Annotated in this window: 20 protein-coding genes and 2 tRNA genes; 8 read left to right on the top strand and 14 right to left on the bottom strand. The window is 36.0% G+C overall.

The window, feature by feature from the left end; translation table 11 throughout:
• Positions 1 to 3: 3 nt before the first annotated feature.
• Positions 4 to 1,281 carry a kynureninase gene (gene kynU, locus QWY91_RS16780; RefSeq protein ID WP_290236655.1) on the bottom strand — a complete coding sequence of 426 codons (1,278 nt, stop codon included), beginning with the start codon at positions 1,279 to 1,281 and terminating at the stop codon, positions 4 to 6.
• 141 nt (positions 1,282 to 1,422) lie between these two features.
• Between kynU and QWY91_RS16775 the strand changes: the two genes are divergently transcribed.
• Positions 1,423 to 2,067 (top strand): O-methyltransferase, encoded by a 645-nt coding sequence (locus tag QWY91_RS16775; RefSeq protein WP_290236654.1) that lies wholly within the window; start codon positions 1,423 to 1,425, stop codon positions 2,065 to 2,067.
• Here the strand turns inward: QWY91_RS16775 and QWY91_RS16770 are convergent.
• From QWY91_RS16770 to QWY91_RS16735, 8 genes are all read right to left on the bottom strand, one after another.
• Positions 2,064 to 2,621, bottom strand: coding sequence for a phosphatase PAP2 family protein (locus QWY91_RS16770; protein ID WP_290236653.1), 558 nt, complete (start codon positions 2,619 to 2,621; stop codon positions 2,064 to 2,066). The genes QWY91_RS16775 and QWY91_RS16770 overlap by 4 nt on opposite strands.
• Positions 2,622 to 2,638: 17 nt before the next feature.
• Positions 2,639 to 2,923 carry a Sec-independent protein translocase subunit TatA/TatB gene (locus QWY91_RS16765; protein WP_290237119.1) on the bottom strand — a complete coding sequence of 95 codons (285 nt, stop codon included), beginning with the start codon at positions 2,921 to 2,923 and terminating at the stop codon, positions 2,639 to 2,641.
• Positions 2,924 to 3,011: 88 nt separating this feature from the next.
• Positions 3,012 to 5,315: a M1 family metallopeptidase gene (locus tag QWY91_RS16760; RefSeq protein ID WP_290236652.1), complete on the bottom strand. Its 2,304-nt coding sequence runs from the start codon at positions 5,313 to 5,315 to the stop codon at positions 3,012 to 3,014.
• A gap of 57 nt (positions 5,316 to 5,372) precedes the next feature.
• The gene (locus QWY91_RS16755; protein WP_290236651.1) at positions 5,373 to 5,879 is read right to left on the bottom strand and encodes a DUF6702 family protein; all 507 of its coding nucleotides are present in this window, start codon (positions 5,877 to 5,879) and stop codon (positions 5,373 to 5,375) included.
• Positions 5,880 to 5,967: 88 nt separating this feature from the next.
• On the bottom strand, positions 5,968 to 6,756 hold the full coding sequence (locus QWY91_RS16750; protein ID WP_290236650.1) for a peptidase associated/transthyretin-like domain-containing protein: 789 nt from the start codon (positions 6,754 to 6,756) through the stop codon (positions 5,968 to 5,970).
• Complete coding sequence (locus QWY91_RS16745; RefSeq protein ID WP_290236649.1) at positions 6,749 to 7,495, bottom strand: peptidase associated/transthyretin-like domain-containing protein; 747 nt, start codon at positions 7,493 to 7,495, stop codon at positions 6,749 to 6,751. The genes QWY91_RS16750 and QWY91_RS16745 overlap by 8 nt, the downstream gene beginning before the upstream one ends.
• Positions 7,496 to 7,510: 15 nt before the next feature.
• A complete protein-coding gene (locus tag QWY91_RS16740) occupies positions 7,511 to 8,206 on the bottom strand; it encodes a peptidase associated/transthyretin-like domain-containing protein (RefSeq protein WP_290236648.1) in 696 nt (231 codons plus the stop codon).
• Positions 8,207 to 8,458: 252 nt separating this feature from the next.
• Positions 8,459 to 9,268 (bottom strand): BamP family beta-assembly machinery protein, encoded by an 810-nt coding sequence (locus QWY91_RS16735; RefSeq protein ID WP_290236647.1) that lies wholly within the window; start codon positions 9,266 to 9,268, stop codon positions 8,459 to 8,461.
• 113 nt (positions 9,269 to 9,381) lie between these two features.
• Between QWY91_RS16735 and pepE the strand changes: the two genes are divergently transcribed.
• The gene (gene pepE / locus QWY91_RS16730; RefSeq protein WP_290236646.1) at positions 9,382 to 10,089 is read left to right on the top strand and encodes a dipeptidase PepE; all 708 of its coding nucleotides are present in this window, start codon (positions 9,382 to 9,384) and stop codon (positions 10,087 to 10,089) included.
• Between the two features lie 2 nt (positions 10,090 to 10,091).
• Positions 10,092 to 11,006, top strand: coding sequence for a glutaminase (locus QWY91_RS16725; protein WP_290237118.1), 915 nt, complete (start codon positions 10,092 to 10,094; stop codon positions 11,004 to 11,006).
• Between the two features lie 142 nt (positions 11,007 to 11,148).
• Here QWY91_RS16725 and rpsT read toward each other — a convergent pair whose 3' ends face one another.
• From rpsT to proS, 4 genes are all read right to left on the bottom strand, one after another.
• Positions 11,149 to 11,400 (bottom strand): 30S ribosomal protein S20, encoded by a 252-nt coding sequence (rpsT, locus tag QWY91_RS16720; RefSeq protein WP_290236644.1) that lies wholly within the window; start codon positions 11,398 to 11,400, stop codon positions 11,149 to 11,151.
• A 29-nt stretch (positions 11,401 to 11,429) separates the two neighbouring features.
• Positions 11,430 to 11,501 (bottom strand) — tRNA-Glu (locus QWY91_RS16715).
• A 65-nt stretch (positions 11,502 to 11,566) separates the two neighbouring features.
• Positions 11,567 to 11,638: transfer RNA gene (locus QWY91_RS16710), tRNA-Glu, on the bottom strand.
• An 84-nt stretch (positions 11,639 to 11,722) separates the two neighbouring features.
• Complete coding sequence (proS, locus tag QWY91_RS16705) at positions 11,723 to 13,201, bottom strand: proline--tRNA ligase (RefSeq protein WP_290236643.1); 1,479 nt, start codon at positions 13,199 to 13,201, stop codon at positions 11,723 to 11,725.
• A 108-nt stretch (positions 13,202 to 13,309) separates the two neighbouring features.
• On the opposite strand from proS, the gene QWY91_RS16700 reads away from it, so the two are divergent.
• Together QWY91_RS16700 and QWY91_RS16695 are read left to right on the top strand one after the other, a co-directional pair.
• Positions 13,310 to 14,476, top strand: coding sequence for a hypothetical protein (locus QWY91_RS16700; RefSeq protein WP_290236642.1), 1,167 nt, complete (start codon positions 13,310 to 13,312; stop codon positions 14,474 to 14,476).
• A gap of 83 nt (positions 14,477 to 14,559) precedes the next feature.
• Positions 14,560 to 16,074 carry an OmpP1/FadL family transporter gene (locus QWY91_RS16695; RefSeq protein WP_290236641.1) on the top strand — a complete coding sequence of 505 codons (1,515 nt, stop codon included), beginning with the start codon at positions 14,560 to 14,562 and terminating at the stop codon, positions 16,072 to 16,074.
• Between the two features lie 62 nt (positions 16,075 to 16,136).
• Here the strand turns inward: QWY91_RS16695 and QWY91_RS16690 are convergent, their stop codons facing one another.
• On the bottom strand, positions 16,137 to 17,978 hold the full coding sequence (locus QWY91_RS16690) for a T9SS type B sorting domain-containing protein (RefSeq protein WP_290236640.1): 1,842 nt from the start codon (positions 17,976 to 17,978) through the stop codon (positions 16,137 to 16,139).
• A gap of 125 nt (positions 17,979 to 18,103) precedes the next feature.
• Between QWY91_RS16690 and folE the strand changes: the two genes are divergently transcribed.
• Genes folE through yidD form a run of 3 tightly spaced genes read left to right on the top strand, consistent with a single transcriptional unit; the run spans position 18,104 to position 20,548 of the window.
• Positions 18,104 to 18,781 carry a GTP cyclohydrolase I FolE gene (gene folE / locus QWY91_RS16685; RefSeq protein WP_290236639.1) on the top strand — a complete coding sequence of 226 codons (678 nt, stop codon included), beginning with the start codon at positions 18,104 to 18,106 and terminating at the stop codon, positions 18,779 to 18,781.
• Between the two features lie 33 nt (positions 18,782 to 18,814).
• The gene (cysS, locus tag QWY91_RS16680; protein WP_290236638.1) at positions 18,815 to 20,299 is read left to right on the top strand and encodes a cysteine--tRNA ligase; all 1,485 of its coding nucleotides are present in this window, start codon (positions 18,815 to 18,817) and stop codon (positions 20,297 to 20,299) included.
• Between the two features lie 24 nt (positions 20,300 to 20,323).
• Positions 20,324 to 20,548: a membrane protein insertion efficiency factor YidD gene (gene yidD / locus QWY91_RS16675; protein WP_290236637.1), complete on the top strand. Its 225-nt coding sequence runs from the start codon at positions 20,324 to 20,326 to the stop codon at positions 20,546 to 20,548.
• Positions 20,549 to 20,558: the final 10 nt, after the last annotated feature.

Genomic DNA, 20,558 nt, shown 5'->3' with positions numbered 1-20,558 from the left:
AAACTATTTCTCTAAAATTCCTCTTTTTAATATTTGTCCAAACTCGTACATATCTTCATAAGAGCAGTAAAAAGGCGCCGGTGCTAACCGAATTACATTAGGCTCGCGCCAATCTGGTATTACTCCGTTTTCCATCAAATAATTAAAAAGTTCTTTGCCCTGCCCATGTAGAAAAACAGATAACTGCGTACCTCGTTCTTTCTGATTCGCCGGTGTGATAACTTCAAAAGAACTGTCAACTTCCTTGTCGATTTCGTGCAATATAAATTCTAAGTAAGCCACAATTTTGTCACGTTTTTGAAGTAGTGCATCCATTCCTACCTCATCAAACATTTCTAAAGAAGCCAAATATGGTGCTAATGCCAGCACGGGAGCATTACTAATTTGCCATGCATCTGCGCCATCTTCTGGCTGAAATTCAGGCTCCATTAAAAAGCGCCGTTCTTTGTTATGTCCCCACCAACCTTCAAATCTTGGAATATCTTTTTGATTATGATATTGTTCATTTACAAAACAACCCGATGCATTACCAGGACCGCTATTCATGTATTTATAACTACACCAAGCAGCAAAATCAACCTTCCATTCATGCAATTTCAATTCAATATTACCGGCTGCATGGGCCAAATCCCATCCAACGAAAGCGCCAACTTTATGTCCTGCTTCCGTAATAGATTTCATATCAAAAACCTGCCCGGTATAATAATTTACGCCACCAATTAAAACCAAAGCACACTCCTCTCCTACTTCCTCAATTTTAGCTAGAATATCTTCGGTTCTAAAGTTATGCTCGCCGTCGCGTTTTTTTAATTCAACAATAGCATCAGATGGATCATAACCGTGAAAGCGAACCTGACTAGAAATCATATATTGATCGCTTGGAAAAGCTTTTTCCTCGCAAATAATCTTATATCGCTTTGCTGTGGGACGATAAAACGACACCATCATTAAGTGCAAATTCACCGTTAAAGTATTCATTACCGAAATCTCTTTCGGCTTTGCTCCAACCACTTTAGAAAGTTTTTCAGCAAAACGCTCATGATAATCCCACCATGGTTTTTCTGCCTGAAAATGACCTTCAACTGCCAGATTCCCCCAATCAGTCATGATGTCGTTCACATAAGTTTGCGCTGATTTTGGCTGTAATCCCAAAGAATTACCGGTAAAATAAATAGCATCTTTGCCATTTATCTGCGGAAAAATAAATTCATTACGATACTCTCTTAAGGGATCTTCTTGATCTAGTTGTTGAGCAAATGCCCGGGAATTTTCAAATTGCATGTGGCTTGTCATTTTTGCTAAAATACAACTTAGGCTTTACAATATTCGCATAACAATATTGAAGCTTTTGTGAATATTTAGAATTGAAAATAGATGAATAGCTAAGCCATTTATTTTATTAATTTTGCGCAAAAATGGTTTATGGAGTTTTTGTCTGAAAGTATAATCGAGTATTGCGAGAATCATTCTGAAAAAGAACCAGACTACTTAGCAAAACTGAATAGAGAAACTCATCAAAAAGTCTTGCAACCTCGAATGCTTAGCGGGCATTATCAGGGCCGTTTACTGAGTTTAATATCCAAATTGGTAAATCCTAAGCACATTTTGGAGATCGGCACCTACACAGGTTATTCAGCGCTTTGTTTAGCGGAAGGACTTCAGGCTAAGGGGATACTTCATACCATAGATATTAACGAAGAGCTTTTTGACTTTCAGCAGAAATATTTTCAGGAATCAGCATTTAAAGATCAAATTATTCAGCATCTAGGCGATGCGACTGCTATAATACCACAATTAGACCTCAGCTTCGATCTTGTTTTTATCGATGCAGACAAGCCAAATTATCCAAAATACTTTGAAATTATTATGGAGAAAATGAATCCGGGCGGATTGATCTTATCTGATAATGTCTTGTGGAGTGGTAAAGTTTTAGAAGAAGTGAAAAAGAATGATACTTCTACGGAAGCATTACTGAAATATAATAAAATGCTTGCTGAAGACGAGCGTGTTGAAACGGTGGTTTTACCGCTTCGTGATGGACTTACTTTAAGTCGGGTTAAAAATTAATAAAATCGATATTCGTATTTCAAGTAGATTTTATAGAAGATCCAGGCCATAAGTACACCTACCAATCCTCCTACAAAAAGGTCACCGGGATAATGCACGCCTACAAAAATTCGGCTAAGTGAAAGCATTATTGCCCAGATATAGAGCAACCAAATCCATTTATAGGTTTTACGCAGCACCAGTATTACAAAAGTTGCCAATACAAATGCCGAAGAGGTATGCCCTGAAAAAAAACTAAAATTAGTGGGTTCCTGAAGTATTCTTATTATTTGATTAATCTCAGGATTATTATTAGGCCGCATTCTACTTACCAAATGTTTAGTCAAAGAAGTAAGACCAAAAGTAGCAGCCCACGATAGTAATAGAAATACAGAAGAATAAATAGCTTTCTTTTTATGAAACGCTAAAAAGAATAAAACGAAAAATAGGATATATAAAGGGATCCAATGTCTAATTTGGGTAAACCAAATCCAGAAATTGTCGTAATCTTCAATTCCTAAACCATTGAGATATACAAATAACTCTCTATCCCACTGTTTTAGTTGATCGAACATTTAAAAAATTAAAAAGTTTAGAATTTACGTCTTACAGAGCCGGTGATCTCATCGATATCGTCTTTAACCTTATCGATTTCACCTTTCACATCGTTAGTGATGCCTTTAGTATCTATTCCCTGCTTATCTGCGCTTTTAGTGATTTCAGATTTAATATCATCTGATGCGTTTCGCAACATCCGCATTCCTTTACCCATTCCACGAGCAATATCAGGAATTTTGTCTGCACCAAATACCATCACTAAAATAAAGATGATAAATCCAATCTCTGCGCCACTAATAAATAACGGAAGTGTAGTCATCATATCAAAAACAAATATATATACAAATATCAGTATAAAAAAAGCCGACTCGTTAAAGTCGGCTTAAAAATTTATCAACTTTTTTTGACTATCCGTCAGTTTTATTTTTAAACTTTTCAAACTCGTTAGGAGTTTCTTCTTTTGGCCAGCTATTATTGCTTAAATCCACATCTGCTGTTTCTAAATCTGGATCTACCACTACTTTGGTAATTTCTTTATTAGAAGCGATAGTTTTTACTACCTCGCTATCATTTTTCATCCAAACCTGTACAGGATATCTTTTCATTTCAGTAGAACCATCGGCATATGTAAGTTCTACAATTATCGGCATTACTAAACCACCTGGCTTATTGAATGTAACCTGATAAAAATATTTTGGAACTTCAAGACTATTACGCTCTTCTGCTGAAAAGTTATCCATTACATAAGCATTAAGCTTTTCAGAATTTTCTAAAATGCTTTTTCCTTTCATAATTTCTTCAAACTCTTCGTTTCCCTCTTCAACTACATAGATCGCATCAATTTCCTCAGGATTTGCACCATAACGCTCTAAAAGTTCTAGCCCTTCTTTTGTCTGCTTATCGGTAACGTAGTATTTTTTCACATCTGCTACTCCGATATCTGTATAATCTGTAGTGTAGAACCATCCTCTCCAAAACCAATCTAAATCGACTGCTGAAGCATCTTCCATAGTTCTAAAGAAATCTTCTGGAGTTGGATGTTTAAACATCCATCTTTGAGAATAGGTATGGAAAGCATGATCAAATAACTCACGTCCCATTACTGTTTCTCGCAAAATATTAAGTGCTGTTGCTGGCTTACCGTAAGCGTTATTTCCTAATTGAAAAACCTCTTCTGGATTTGCCATAATTGGCGCAATAAAATCCTGATTCCCTTTCATATAAGGGACAATATTAGCGGGAATACCACGACGCGAAGGGTATTTATCGTAACCTTCGATAGCTTCTGGATAGCGTTCTCCAAATTCCTGCTCGGCTAAATATTGTACAAAAGTATTAATACCTTCGTCCATCCATCCCCATTGGCGCTCATCACTATTTACGATCATTGGGAAGAAGTTATGACCAACTTCGTGAATAATAACTCCTATCATTCCGTATTTTACACGGTCGCTATATTCTCCATTTTCGTCTGGACGACCGTAGTTCCAACAAATCATAGGATATTCCATCCCCTGATTCTTAGCATGTACAGATACAGCTTTGTGATAAGGGTAAATAAACGTATGATCTGAATAGCTCTCTAATGTAGAAGCTACTACTCTTGTAGACCATTTTTCCCAAAGTGGATTTCCTTCTTTTGGGTAAATTGATACTGCCATTACATCGCTGTCATCATTCATTTTAACAGCCATCATATCTAAGATAAATCTTCTTGATGTTGCGAAAGCAAAATCTCTAACCATCTCGGCTTTGTACGTCCAAGTTTTTGTTTTCTTATCAAAACCTTTAGAAGCCTCTACTGCTTCCTCCTGAGTTCTAATAATAACAGGCTCATCGTAAGATTTTTTTGCTTTCTTAAAACGCTTCATCATGTCTTTGGTATAGACATCGTCACGATTTTGAAGTTCTCCTGTTGCTTCCATCACGTGATCTGCAGGAACGGTAATACTTACTTCGTAATCCCCGAACGGCAGCGCAAATTCTCCACTACCCCAAAACTGCATATTTTGCCATCCTTCAACATCGTTATAAACAGCCATCCTTGGGAAAAACTGTGCAATTTCGTAAGCTCTGTTTCCATCCTCGAATTGCTCATAACCAGAACGAGCTCTATTGGTTACGTGATTATTTACATTATACCACCATTTTACGCTGAACGTAAAACTCTCCCCAGCCTCTAAAGGTTCAGGAAGATCGATACGCATCATGGTATTATTAATAGTGTAAGAAATTTTATCACCATCTGCTTTCACCTCTTCGATATTAAAACCTCCATCAAAAGGTTCTTTTAAATATTGATCAGCAAAACGACCAGGCTGCGCAACGGGCGCCATGCCGCTAGATCCTTTTTCTAAAGCTGGAGCGTCTTTTTTACGGATGTTTTGATCTAATTGCATCCATAAATATTCTAATTTGTTTTTCGAATTATTGTGGTAGGTTATAATTTCTTCTCCGCTTAGCTTTGTATTTTCATCATCTAAAACGATCTCCATTTGATAGTCGGCTTCGTTTTGATAATAGGCTTCGCCAGGTGCTCCAGATGCAGTACGATACATACTTGGATCTCTAAACTCCTGGTATAGTTGTCTAAATTTGTTTTGGTTAGTATGTCCCTGCGGTTTTGGGGTTTCTTGTTGCTCTTCCTGGGCGTTCACTCCTGTAATAGCAAACATTAAAAACGCTGAACATATCAGTTTGATTGTTTTCATGTATGATTAATTTGTTAAATATTGCTAAAAATAAATAAATTTCTAACCGTTTGGGGTTTAATCGAGAAATTTTAACACATCGGTATCGGCATCTCTCATTAGCATGAGACTTTTAATATCATCTTTCACCTTTACATTTACCACATTCTTTTGTTCATCATACAAATCTGTAAGAATGGCATTGGTAATTTTTATTGAATTGAAGGCTTCGACATTTTCGCCTTCTATAAACAGAATCAGTTGATCTTTATCGTATTTCTTACCCAAGTAATGCAATGGTATAGATTTTCCGTTTACTGAAATTTGAAGTTTAGACTTTAAATATTTCTGAATCAATTCTTTTACATGTCCTTCTTCTGCTTCTACCGATAAACTTATTGATTCTCCATATCGTTTTTCTAAAACGTTTTGGAAATCATCAATAAACACTTTAGAAATGATCTGTAGATCCTTCTGTTCTTCTTTATATTCGATTTCAGTGACACTTAAATAGAATTTATGGGAAATAGCACTTAAAGAAAGACAAGCAAAAATGAGTACTGCTAAAAATCCAGATTTTTTCATTTAAAAAATTTTACTTCAGAATAACAAATTTTAGTCCAAAGCACGAAGTTCACTATTTTCGAGGACTTTTTAAGATTTATGCTGAGATTTATCGATTTTCATTACTGCCTTCAAGTTTTGGAACATCGCCTTTCCTGCTAAGCGCTTTAAAATCTTCTGCCTGTTTTTCAAAATACGCGATTAACGCTAAGGTATCATCTTCAGCAATTAATTTTTCAAGATTGCTATTATTATTCCGCGCGCAATAAAACATAAAATTGATCACTTCCCATTCCTCTAATCCAAAGTCTTCAGTAAAAATCCCCTTGGGTATACTTTCCAACAACTGATAGGCTTCACCCTGCAACTCATAATTTTTCTGAGCTTTTTTCAAATATTTCAAATCTCCGTTTAATGCGCCTATAAGCATTCCTAAACCGCCACCGTAAGATCCCATTTTGCGCTGTGCCATAGTTAGTTTTTTTCTGGGAGGCGGAAGAAACATTAATGGCTTCACCTTGATACCTTGTATATCGCCTTCCAGATTCCCGGTGAGTTTTATATTATTAAGATGAACTGTTTCTAACCGATTTACTTCCTCTAAAAGCGCTACTTCCAAAAAATTCCTTGCTAAAATTTCTTTGGTAATTACTACGTATTTATTTTCAAACTGTACTGAAGAGAAAAGGATGCTATCGTTTTCTTTTACTGTAATAACAAAACTACCATCACTTTCATTAACGGTACCAGTTTCCGCAGTAATATTTACGATATTTACGAATGTTTCTCCTATCGAGTCATTAAGAATTCTTCCTGTTAAGTCTTGCCGCTGCTGAGAAAGACCAGAGCTAAAAACACAGAATATCGCTAATAAGACAAGGAAGATTTTATTATCCATCGGTTCGTTTTTGCCACGCCAAACTTTTCTCTTTCAGAAAAACTACCAGATCTCCTTTTCTTTCGAAATTTACAAGAGTTTCAAAATAGGAATCTTCAGCACAGAAATAAAGAAAAAGCATCTGCTCTGTTTTCTTGATATTTATTGTTTTAAAAAATTCTGGAGGCAACAACAAAAGGGCTTTTTCAATCCTAGAATCGTAATCCATATTTGCCTTAATCTTTTTTAACCTTTGACGATCTCCTGATATTGTGTTAAGCAGTAAATTTGAAGGATCACCGCCTGTAGCTGCAATTTTTCGATCTATTAAAGAAGGGATATCTTGTTTTAGCTGGGGAGCATCAAGTTCATATTTGTCATAAAACTGAATTTTACTAAAGTCTTTCCCTAAATCCCCAACAAGATTAGAATTAGAAATATAAACTTCATCAAGCTGGTTAACGCCCGGCACTAAAATGACTTCTAAAAATTTAGAAGCTAAAATAGATTTTGTAATTACTACTTCTTTTTTTTGAAATTGAACCGATGAAAATTGCAGGGTATCATTTTCGTTCACCTCAACAATAAAGCGTCCTTCGCGATCATTGGTTGTTCCTTTATGAGCAGAGATATTTAAAATATTTATAAAAGTGTACTCCAAACTATCGGCAATAATTCTCCCTTCCAGTTGTACTGGTTGTTGGGCGGTAAGCACTGCTTGCGTTAGTAATAGGATGAAACAGGTAATAATCTTTTGCACTAAAGATTTTTTAGATTAATATGATTTTAAGCTATCATCAACAACCTTTTCTTTTAAGTTTTTGAGAAAATTCTTAGATTCCTTCTTATAAAACTCCAATAATCTTAATTTATTATTAGCAGCAAGTATTTCTATATACTCTGGCTTAGAAAAGCAGAAATTCAAAAATAGAAATAATTGCGACTCTTCTAAGTGACACTTTGTAAGAAGATATGTTCTATGTAAGTCTAATTGGGTTTCTAAAGCATTTTGCTCCTTTACATTTTTATTCAGCTTTTTAAGCATTTTTGTTCTACCGCTCAAACCATTAATTATAGGATCTAAAGGAACACTACCTAAAAAGATTGCATACCATTTAAATCGAGAACCTCCAGGACCAGTTGTAGCAGTATAAAGCATTTTCTCTTCGTGACTAAGCGGCATTTTTAATGACATTGGCGCTTTTAGCGCATATTTGTCATTTATTGGCATGTTTTCTAAATCTGACGCTAAATTACCAGAGAGATTTGGAAGTTTAACTTCATCTAAAAGATTTATTGCAGCTTCTAAATAGACTTCGAGAAAAGCATTTTTGTATACTTCTGAAGTAATAACTACGGTTTTCTTTTTATACTGAACAGAAGAAAATAAGATAGTGTCGTATACTGAAGCGTTTATCGTAAACTTTCCTGTTGCCTCACTAGAAGTTCCCCGACTTGCGGATACATTCACGATATTGATCAAACTCGAATCTAAGGAATCTGCAATAACGCTACCGTGGATAACTTTAGATTGGGAGCAAGTCGAATGAATTATACCAAATAAAAATATAATTGAAATTAAGTAACGCAAGGAACAAATTGATTGATGAAAATAAACAAGAAATTTATCCCATTGATGCTTCTCAGATCGCTGGGATTTAATGATGATTCTTAATTAGATAACTACTATTTCCTTCAGAAATTACATTTGGAGAACAAAAAATTAATCTAGTTTTTCAACATCAGTATTTAAATGCGACTGATAAGCTTGGCGCTGTTCTACTAAAAATTGAATAATATCTAAGTCGTTTTCTTCAGAAAGCATTTGTCCATTCAAACCATTATCGGCTGCAAAAAACACAAAGGCATTTACCTGATCTGCTTCTAAATCTAGAGTTTCTTTAAAGAAATCATTACTATACATTTCTTTAATTTCATCATCTAACTCGTTATAAGGTATTACTCTATAATTAGTCTCCTCTTCACCGTATTTACCGGTAATTACCTTAAAAACATTAATAAGATTAAGCCCATTTACCATATATGTTCTACTAGATAATTCGGCCTGATTGCGAATAGGATAGCTATATGGCGTTGCAATTTTTGGTGTTTCTAAGCGGTCAGCATCGGTATCTGGTAACTGAGCCGGTGTTACTTTTATTCGGTTCACATCTACACGCACCGATCCTGTAAGATTTCCTTTAACGACATTTACTTCCGGTAGTTCGTTTACTGCTACATTTACAGCCACATTCAGTATACCAGATTCTAGCATATCTTCTGTAACACGTACTGAAAATTGTTCAAACTGAAGCGAGGAAAACACCAAACGGTCGTTCAAACCCGCATTAATTTGAAACTGTCCTATTTTATTAGAAATAGTTCCTCTACTGGTCGACTCATTAAAAATAGTTATTCCGTCGGGCTCATCCGTTTCGGGAACGTCTATCCCCCCACTAATTTGGATACGATTATCCTGTGCAAAAATAGTTGCTGAAATAAATAAAATTAAAAATGATAGTTTTCGGATCATGGTTTGAAGGCTTTACCTAAAAATAATGAATCCTCCATGAATATTAGTGATATGACGCCTGTAAACTTTTGTTAAAAGACTCTTTTCTATCTACTTTTGCTAAAAATAAGAAAATGAAAAAAGCAATACTCGCCAGCACATCAACTTTGCACGGAGAAGATTACTTATCATATTTACTTCCGCACTTAAATAATCTCTACGGAAGTAATAAAGAGATACTATTTATACCCTACGCAAGACCTGGCGGAATTAGCCATGATGACTATACGAAAAAAGCAAAACAGGCATTTAAAAAGGCAAATCTTGATCTTAGAGGAATTCATGAATTTGAAAAACCTTTGGATGCTCTAAAGAATGCTGATGGCATTTTTACTGGTGGCGGGAATACTTTTTTATTGGTTAGCGAGTTATATCGTAACGGAATAATGGAAACCTTGCGCCAGGTTGTATTGTATGGAACCCCTTATATGGGCACAAGTGCGGGAACTAATATTACCGGCTTAACTATGGGCACTACCAATGATATGCCTATAATTCAGCCAAAATCGTTTAAAACACTGGGCTTTGTTCCTTTCAACATCAATCCACACTATCTCGATCCAGATACTAATTCGACGCACAAAGGAGAAACAAGAGAGACCAGAATTAAAGAATTTCATCGTATAAATACGCAACCTGTAGTTGGCCTTCGCGAAGGAAGTTGGTTAGAATTAGATGGTAATGAAATCACTCTTAAGGGGCAACTCTCTGCCAGAATTTTCGAATGCAATAAGGAAGCTTACGAAGTAGAACCAAATACAACCTTAACACATCTCAATTAATGATAGATTATAAAGATATATTGAATACGATTCAGGAAGAAATGAGCTACAGAGATGTAAAAGGAAAAGTAGCCGCCTATATTCCTGAACTTGCCAAGGTAGACCCTAAAAAGTTTGGCATGCATCTTTATAGAAGTGAAAGCGAGATTTATGGTTTTGGAGATCATGAAGAAAAATTTTCGATACAGTCCATCAGTAAAGTTTTCACCTTATCACTTGCAATTCGTAATCTAGGAAGTAAGGTTTGGGAAAGGGTTCATGTAGAACCTTCCGGAAATCCATTTAATTCGTTAATGCAACTGGAACAGGATCGAGGAGTTCCAAGAAATCCATTTATTAATTCAGGTGCGCTGGTAATTTGCGACATTCTAGTTGATATTTTAGATGATCCAAAACAAGAACTTTTAGATTTTGTAAGAAAGATTACTGGAGAAGAGGATATTGAATACGACGAGAAAGTTGCACAATCTGAACTTTCTTCGGGATATAGAAATATAGCTTTAGTTAATTACATGAAAGCGCTGGGAAATATTAAATGTGACGTTGATAAAATTATAGACTTTTATTTCTATTCTTGTTCGCTAAGCATGTCTTGCAAAACTCTGGCAAAGGCATTTATGCTTTACGCGAATAAAGGCCAGATTCTACGCACAGGAGAACAGGTTTTAAATCCCAGTACGGTAAAACGACTGAACGCATTGATGCAGACCTGCGGATTCTATGACGAATCGGGAGAATTTAGTTTTGAGGTTGGCCTACCGGGAAAGAGTGGCGTTGGTGGCGGTATTGCTGCAATCCATCCTCAACAATATTCTGTAGCTGTATGGAGCCCTGTATTGAACAAAAAAGGAAACTCTGAATTAGGAATGAAAGCTTTAGAAAGACTTACTACTTTAACAGGCTTATCGGTTTTCTAATTTTAGTTACTGAAAACAACAAAAGCTCCTTCGAAATTAACGAAGGAGCTTTATTTTTTCCTTAAAGCCTAAGAATAAAAAAAATGCTCCCTAATAAAGAGAGCATTCCTCTATAAATTGAACACTTATAAATAATCCTAAATTAAAGTGCAGCTACGTGTTTAGCTAGCTTAGACTTTAAGTTAGAAGCTTTATTTGTGTGTATTACGTTCTTTTTAGCTAACTTATCAATCATAGAAGCTACAGAAGGATAAAGAGCTTCAGCTTCTTTTTTATCCTCAGTTTCACGCAATTTTTTGATTGCGTTTCTAGTAGTTTTATGCTGATAGCGGTTCCTAAGCCTTTTAGCCTCGTTGCTACGGATTCTCTTTAACGCTGACTTATGATTTGCCATTACAAATTATTTAATTAATTCTTTAAAAGTAGTCCGTAGGGGAATCGAACCCCTGTTACCAGGATGAAAACCTGGCGTCCTAACCCCTAGACGAACGGACCAAATATTCTTAAAATTTCATGCCATTTAAGGCTTTACTACAACACGAACATTAGTGTTGTTTTAGTAGTCCGTAGGGGAATCGAACCCCTGTTACCAGGATGAAAACCTGGCGTCCTAACCCCTAGACGAACGGACCAACAATTTTTTGTTTCAATTGCGGATGCAAAAATACAACTTTTTTTAAATGCCGCAAATGTTCCGCGAAAAAAATTCAAAAAATTTAATAAGCTTTCGCAAAAAGCACTCGTCCTTTAGAAGGTTCCCCTGTTAAAACGCAGGTTCCGGCTTCTTCTTCTCTTTCGAAAGGCACACATCTAATTGTCGCTTTTGTTAAGCTTTTAATTTTATTTTCGGTTTCTGGGGATCCATCCCAGTGCGCTGATATAAAACCACCCTTATCTTTTAGCACCTTTTTAAACTCATCAAAGCTATCTACTTTCGTAATATGCTCATCACGGAAGTTTCGTGCCTTATTAAATAATGTATCCTGAATTTCCTCCATTAAAGCTGGTACTTTATCTACAACACCATCCATCTGCACAAACTCCTTGGTAAGCGTATCTCTTCTTGCAAGCTCTACAGTTCCTTTCTCTAAATCTTTAGGCCCAATAGCTAAACGTACTGGAACACCTTGCAACTCGTATTGCGCAAATTTCCATCCCGGTTTCTGCGTATCTCGATTATCAAATTTAACCGACACCCCTCTAGCTCGTAGATCTTTTACTAATTGATTAGCTACTTCTGAAATTTGATCTAATTGTTCTTCATTTTTATAAATAGGAACAATCACTACCTGAATTGGCGCCAGCTTTGGAGGTAATACTAAACCTTTATCATCACTATGCGTCATAATCAAGGCTCCCATCAAACGAGTTGAAACTCCCCAGGAAGTTGCCCAAACATGTTCCAGACCTCCTTCTTTAGTTGCGAATTTCACATCAAAAGCTTTGGCGAAGTTCTGTCCTAAAAAGTGAGAGGTACCAGCTTGCAATGCTTTACCATCCTGCATTAAAGCTTCTATACAATATGTTTCTACCGCCCCGGCAAAACGTTCGTTCGCTGTTTTCGCTCCTTTAATCACAGGAGTAGCCATAAAATTTTCAGCAAACTCAGCATAGATATCATTCATTTGCTTTGTCTCTACAAGTGCTTCCTTTTTAGTAGCATGAGCCGTATGACCTTCTTGCCACAAAAACTCTGATGTTCTAAGAAACAAACGTGTTCTCATTTCCCAACGAACAACGTTCGCCCACTGATTTATAAGAATAGGTAAGTCTCTATAGGACTGTACCCAATTTTTATACGTATTCCAGATAACCGCTTCTGAAGTAGGTCTAACCACAAGCTCTTCCTCTAACTTAGCTTCAGGATCTACGATTAGCTTTCCTTTGTTTTCCTCATCGTTCTTTAGTCGATAATGTGTTACCACCGCACATTCTTTGGCGAATCCTTCAGCATTTTTCTCCTCAGCTTCAAAAAGGCTTTTGGGGACAAAAAGAGGAAAATAGGCATTTTGATGTCCTGTTTCTTTAAACATTCTATCTAATTCAGCCTGCATTTTTTCCCATATTGCATAGCCGTATGGTTTAATTACCATGCAACCTCTAACCGCTGAATTCTCAGCTAAATCTGCTTTTACAACAAGTTCGTTGTACCACTTCGAATAGTCTTGCGCTCTGCTAGTTAAATTCTTACCCATTATCTTTTTTTGGCATAAATATTGTATTTTAAAGTATACAATATAAACTTATTTTGTTAGCGCAAAACTAACTAAATTTGTAATGTTCAACAATTAAATAACTCGCTAATGATAAGCAATACTAAATTACACAAAAGAACATCTGTTTTCATTACACCTGTGTTGTTGCTATTGTTAGCATCATGTGGTTCTTACCAATACTCAGGTTACAACGATGGAATTTACGGAGAATCTTCGAGAACTGTAGACCGTCCACGTACTGGTTATGAAAGACCTCAAAGTGCTAATGAGCAACGAGAGGAAAAACTTAATGAAGCAAATTCGTACTATAAAAATATGTTCGCTCAGCAATCTGCAATGCTAGATGATGCCATGCAGGAAGATGCTGTTTTTACAGATATAGACACGTATTCCTCTAATTCAGGTTATACTGAAGATGAAGAGATGTACAACGAGAATGGAGAAATGGCCTATAATGGATCTTACGCTCCATGGGGACAAGGTGATGCCGATGATACTACAATAAACATCTATAATAATAACATTGGAGGTTTTTGGAATAGAGGATTTTACGGTTCATGGGGCGGTGGTTTTTATGACCCCTTTTATCGCGGTTATCGTTCAGGATGGATTGGTTCATTCTATAACGCTCCTTATTGGGGTTGGGGGTCTCCTTACTATGGAACTGGTTGGGCTTATGGATATGGTGCTCATCAACCTTGGTTTTACAATGGAAGATGGAATGGGCACTATTACGGAGGTAGTTACTATAATACCTACCAAAGATATTACAATGACAACCGCTATTCTTATATGAATTCTCGTAGAGGATCTAGAAGTTCTTATAGTACTGCAGTTAATAGAAGAGAAAGCTCAAATACCAGATCAAGAAGTAATTCTTCATATTCCAGAAGAATTCGTGAGATAAGAAGTTCTGATCGTAGCTCAAGAGGTAATAGAACTTCTTCTGCAAGAAGTCGAGTTGCAGATCGTAGTGATAATAATGTTTATACCCGATCTAGCAGAAGATCGTCAAATTCTTATAGCAGAAGTAGCAATAGCAATACAAGATCTAGTAGATCTTATCAAACCAACACCAGATCTTCTACTCCTAGTAGAACACGATCTGTAAGATCATCTACTCCAACTAGAAGTTCTAGAAGCTCTGTAGGCAGAAGTAGTTCTTCTAGCAGCCGCTCGTCTTCAAGTAGTAGATCTTCAGGTGGTTCTTCCAGAGGAGGAAGTTCTCGCGGTAGCCGTGGCGGAAGAGGTTAAGCCTAACTTATATATTAAAATATCCTTACAGCCCAAAGCTGTAGGGTATTTTATTGCCTAATTTTGAATATAACACCTAGATTATGAAAAAAATTTTAGCCTTTGCAGTATTATCTCTAATGACTTTCAGCCAAATGAAAGCACAAGATATCACTGATGCATTAAGATATTCCCACACTAATCTTAAAGGTACAGCTAGATTCCAAGCGATGAGTGGCGCTTTTGGAGCCCTTGGTGGAGATATATCTGCTATTACAATTAATCCGGCCAGTTCAGCAGTCTTCTTAAATAGCGCTGTAACACTAACACTTTCTGATGTTTCAAAAGAAAACACGACAGGCTTTAACAACACTTTCAGCAGTAGCGACAACAGCGATTTTAACGCAAGTCAGGCTGGTTTCGTTCTTATTTTTAATTCTAACAGTACTAACAATGATTTTACAAAATTTAGCTTCGGTGTAAACTTTGCTGAAGAGAATAATTTTGACGATGCTTTCTTGGCTTCTGGATCTAGTAACGGTTCTATAGATCAATATTTTTTAGACTATGCACAAGGAGTCCCTTTAGATCTTCTAATACCTTATGATGATGAATCGGTAGACGATCTATATTCCTATTTAGGAGAAAATGAAGGTTTTGGAGCACAACAGGCTCTTTTAGGTTATCAGGCATTTGTTATAAACCCAGAAAGTGATGACTTAACTAATACCGCCTACAATTCTTCTGTTGCACCAGGACAATTTCAGAATAATTACAATTATGTTTCTACCGGTATTAATGGTAAAATTTCTTTCAACTTTGCTACAGAGTTTCAGAAGAAATTATATTTAGGTGTAAACCTGAACAGTCATTTTATCAATTACGATAGAACCACGAGATATTTTGAAACCAATAATAACAATGGTAGTGAAACAAACGAGATCGCTTTCGTAAATACTTTAAGCACAAATGGAGATGGTTTTTCTGTACAATTAGGTGGTATCTATAAGATTACTGATAACATTAGAATTGGGGCTACTTATGACACGCCTACCTGGTATGATATTAGAGAAGAAACCACACAATCATTGAATTCTTATAGCGACGTTTTCAACGAAAATACTATTGTAAATCCTGATGTTGTTAATATTTATCCTGAATATACTTTGAAGACACCGGGAAAGCTAACGGCTAGCGGGGCAGTTGTGCTTGGTGGCCAGGGACTATTAAGTGTTGATTATAGTTACAAGGATTATTCTAACACTGAATTTAGACCGGAAAATGATGGAGATTTTATCACCCAAAACAATCTTATTTCAGATGAATTAACAGCTGTCTCTACGATTAAAATTGGTGGAGAATATAGAATAGACAACTGGAGTTTAAGAGGTGGTTATAGATATGAAGAAAGTCCATACAAAGATGGTGTTACTATGAGTGACTTAGATGGATATTCCGCAGGGATTGGCTATAGCTTTGGCGCTTTTAAAATTGATGCGGCTTATACCAATACGCAGTTCTCAGAAAGTAGATCATTATATCAAACAGGATTAACAAATAAAGCCAGTATAGATAGAGAGTTTTCTAGTTTGGTGTTCTCCCTAAGTTTTGGCTTATAATTTAAAATATCGATTAATTAAAAAAGCCTAATGATTATTTTTATCATTAGGCTTTTTTAATACTATCTTTTCAACGTAAAATGCCCGCTGAATTCTTTCTTACCGTTAGTTGTGGGACTTATATATTCTAACCGAAACCAGTAATCGTTCTGAATTAATAATTCACCATCAGCAGTACCATCCCAACCTTCGCCTTTGGGATCGATTTCAAGAATAAAATTACCATAGCGATCAAACAATTTTATATTCAATATTTGATAATCCTTATCTGTTGTAACCTTCCAACGGTCATTAATTCCGTCGCCATTAGGAGTAAAGAAAAAGTCGAATCCAATCACCGTAAATTGATCTTTTAAAACTCCTCCACAACCACCAACTTCTCTTACGCTAACTTCATGAACTCCCTTTTCTATATTGTTGAAAACATTTTGCGATGTATATAGCCCATCATCCAGACGATATTCAAATTCCGAAGAATGTCCTAAAAATGGTTCTGCCCGAACTTCCACATTCCAATTTTGGCCAAAATTCGCCTTCAATATTTCAACTTCTATCGATTCAGGTTCTGAGACGTACTTTAATTTTGTAGAATAAGAAACTTCGCATCCCGTTATCGCCTCTGTGATTACTAAACTGTATTCTGGATTTACCGATTGTTGATTTAGATAAATTTCAAAATCATTGGAAATTACCTCGTTTCCATTCAGCCAGGTATAATTATAATTTTTACCATAATCAAAACCTAAAACTAATTCTTCCTGAAATTGCCCCGAAGCATCAACGCACATTTCGATTTCTTCCGGAAATTTCATTTGTGGAAGTTGAAGAATATTTAGCTGAATTTCACTAATCTCAGAATAACAACCCGTAAAAAGATCTCTTATTCTTACAAATATCGTTTCCGAAACCTCGGCCGTGTATAGAGAAGGCTTTGCTATCATTTCATCATTATCAATATCCTGCTGTGTTTCGAAATATTCTATTTCATATCCTTCAGTAAAATTGGTATTCACTAAAAGTTCTTGCTCTTTTTGCGTAAGATCAACAATATTTCCTTTTTGGCATACAGCGATAGATTCAGCCGGCTTCTGGATATTTGGTCGATCATAAAACTGGATATTAATTACATCCTCAATATCATTATTACCATCACCATCTTCAACTAATACTTTATAAGTTCCGCTTTCTGAAACCTTCAAATTCGAATCTGTTTCCCCTGAAAGTGTCAAAAAATCATTTAAATTTTTATCAAATTTCGACCATTGATAACCTGAAGCACCATCGATTTCAGCATCCAAAATAGTTTCATTTTGAGAACATAAAACCTTATCATGTCCTAAAACGCCATCTAAAACAGTACAATCTGTAGAGCCTGAATTTTCACCCATTTCAATTTGCTCAAGACTTATATATCCTGGCAACGTACTATAATTTAGCACCGCAAAAACATAAATCTCATCTTCTTTTGCATTTGTAATATTAGCTATTTCTATAGCATCTTTTTCATAAGAGCAATCGATTAAATTTTCTTCAGAAAGAATAGACGCACTACAATAATTATCTCTTTTATTAAAGGGTCCCCATATCACAAAATCTACATCGAGTAATTCTCCACTACCATCAGCGTTCTCTGTCTGAGCAATTAAGAATTCTAGATCACCACTATCCTCTATTTGTAAATAAAACCAGGCGGGATATCTTTTAAGTTCCAGGCAACCATAGTCAGGACCTTCTTCGGCTACGATTGTACCTGTAACACCTGCATTAGAATTTGGGAATACAAGTTGATCATCACCTGCACAGAAAGGTTGAATATCATCACATCTGGTTCCCTGGGCAGAGAGCCCCAAACCTATGAGCATCAAGCTACATAAAAGACTTATCTGGAGAGTATTTGGAAACATCAGCGCGCAAATTATAAAATTTTACGATGCAAAATGCATAAATAGACAAGTTACAGTAAAAAGACTATTAAATGTGTATCTTTGCAAGCTAAATGAACACTTTACGACTGATAGCGTAAAACGGCATGAAAATAGACAAAGTTTTGAATGAAATTGAAGAAATGGGTGATGCACACGCCGGAAGTAGTGCAGATACTCCTATAAGAAAAGATGCTTTTGAAATTAGTGACACCGATAAAATTGCACTAATTAGGGAAGATGTAGAACATATTATGCAAACTTTAGGATTAGATCTTAGCGATGATAGTCTTAAAGGAACTCCACAGCGAGTAGCTAAGATGTATGTTAACGAAATTTTTTCTGGATTAGATCCAAAAAGAAAGCCTAAAGCCTCTGTTTTCGATAACAAATACAAATATGGTGAAATGCTTGTTGAGAAAAACATCACCGTCTACTCGACTTGTGAACACCATCTTCTCCCAATCGTAGGAAAAGCGCATGTAGCTTATATTTCTAACGGAACTGTAGTTGGATTATCCAAAATGAATCGAATAGTAGATTATTTTGCGAAAAGACCACAAGTACAGGAGCGTCTAACGATGCAGATCGTGCAAGAATTACAGGAGGTTTTAAGAACCGATGATGTTGCTTGCGTGATAGATGCAAAACACCTTTGCGTAAACAGTAGAGGAATTAGAGATATTGAAAGTAGTACAGTTACTAGTGAATTTGGCGGCGCTTTTAAAAAGAAAGATGTTCGTAGAGAATTTCTAGATTACATTAAGCTCGACACTACATTTTAATTAAATTGCTTTATTTAAAAACTACGCTTTAATATGGCGCTTTTCGAAGATCAACAATTACGAATTTACAATACAATTTCTGGAGAAAAAGAGGTATTTAAACCTATAAATGATAGCCACGTGGGCATGTATGTTTGCGGTCCTACCGTTTATAGCAATGTTCACTTAGGGAATTGTCGTACTTTTATTTCTTTTGATCTGGTCTTTAGATATCTAAAGCATCTTGGATATAAAGTTCGTTACGTTCGTAATATTACCGATGCCGGGCATTTAGAAAATGATGCCGAAACTGGCGAAGATCGTATTGCAAAAAAAGCAAGATTAGAGCAAATCGAACCTATGGAAGTGGTACAGAAATACACTGTAGATTTCCATAATATTCTTGAGAAATTCAACAATTTACCACCAAGCATAGAACCAACTGCTACGGGCCATATTGTGGAGCAGATCGAAATTATAAAAACCATTATCGATAATGGTTATGCTTACGAAGCAAATGGCTCGGTTTACTTTGATGTTTTAAAATATAACGAAGAGAAGCATTACGGCAAATTAAGTGGTAGGGCAATTGAAGATATGATTGCCAATACACGTGAACTTGCTGCGCAGAGCGATAAAAAAAGTCCGCAGGATTTTGCACTTTGGAAAAAAGCTGAACCACAACATATCATGAGGTGGCCTTCGCCATGGAGCGACGGTTTCCCGGGATGGCATTTAGAATGCACCGTAATGAGTACTAAATATCTTGGAGAAGAATTTGATATTCATGGAGGTGGGATGGATTTAAAATTCCCTCATCATGAGTGCGAAATTGCTCAGGGAGAAGCTGCAAGTGGTAAAAACCCTGTTAATTACTGGATGCATGCCAATATGCTTACCTTAAATGGAAAGAAGATGGCTAAAAGTACCGGAAATAATATTCTTCCTGAAGAACTTTTTAGCGGTCAAAACAAAGTAATCGGGAAAGCGTTTTCTCCTAATGTTGCGAGATTTTTTATGCTTCAGGCGCATTACAGAAGTATTCTTGATTTTTCAAAAGAAGCTTTAAGTGCCAGTGAAAAAGGATTTAACAGATTAATCGATGCTTACGACGCTATCGCCGAACTTCCGGAAGCTACAGAAAGCACATTCAAACTTTCAGAATGGAAGCAATCTTGTTATGATGCCATGAATGATGATTTTAACAGCCCAATTTTAATCGCTAGATTATTTGATGCTGTAAAATCTATCAACTCTATAAAAGAGGAAACCTTAAAAATTTCTTCGGAAGACAAATTAGAATTAAAACAATCACTTCACGATTTCCTATTTGATATTTTAGGATTACGCGATGGTGATACGAATATAGATGATGATTCTGATAAGCTTTCAGGAACCGTTGAATTACTTATCAAACTAAGAGCTGAAGCAAGAAACAACAGAGATTTTGCAACAAGCGATAAAATTCGTGACGAATTGCAAGAACTTGGGATTCAGCTTAAGGATGGAAAAGACGGAACTACATTTTCTGTCCTATAACATTGAAATAATAAATGGATAACTATGCTTAGAAAAATGCTTATTTATCCATTTATTACTTTGGTTAAATGCTACCAAAACTTTATTTCACCATTAATGCCTGCGACCTGCAGGTACTCCCCTACATGCTCTACATACACTTTAGAAGCGCTAAAGAAACACGGATTATTTAAGGGCGGATGGCTCGCAATAAAACGTATTATTAGCTGTAATCCCTGGGGAGGTAGTGGCTATGATCCTGTTCCTTAGATTGCAAATC

It is taken from the genome of Zunongwangia endophytica, assembly GCF_030409505.1.
Taxonomy (GTDB): Bacteria; Bacteroidota; Bacteroidia; order Flavobacteriales; family Flavobacteriaceae; genus Zunongwangia; species Zunongwangia endophytica.
Note: the sequence above shows the minus strand (reverse complement) of the source record. Positions and strands in the feature narration are given on the sequence as shown.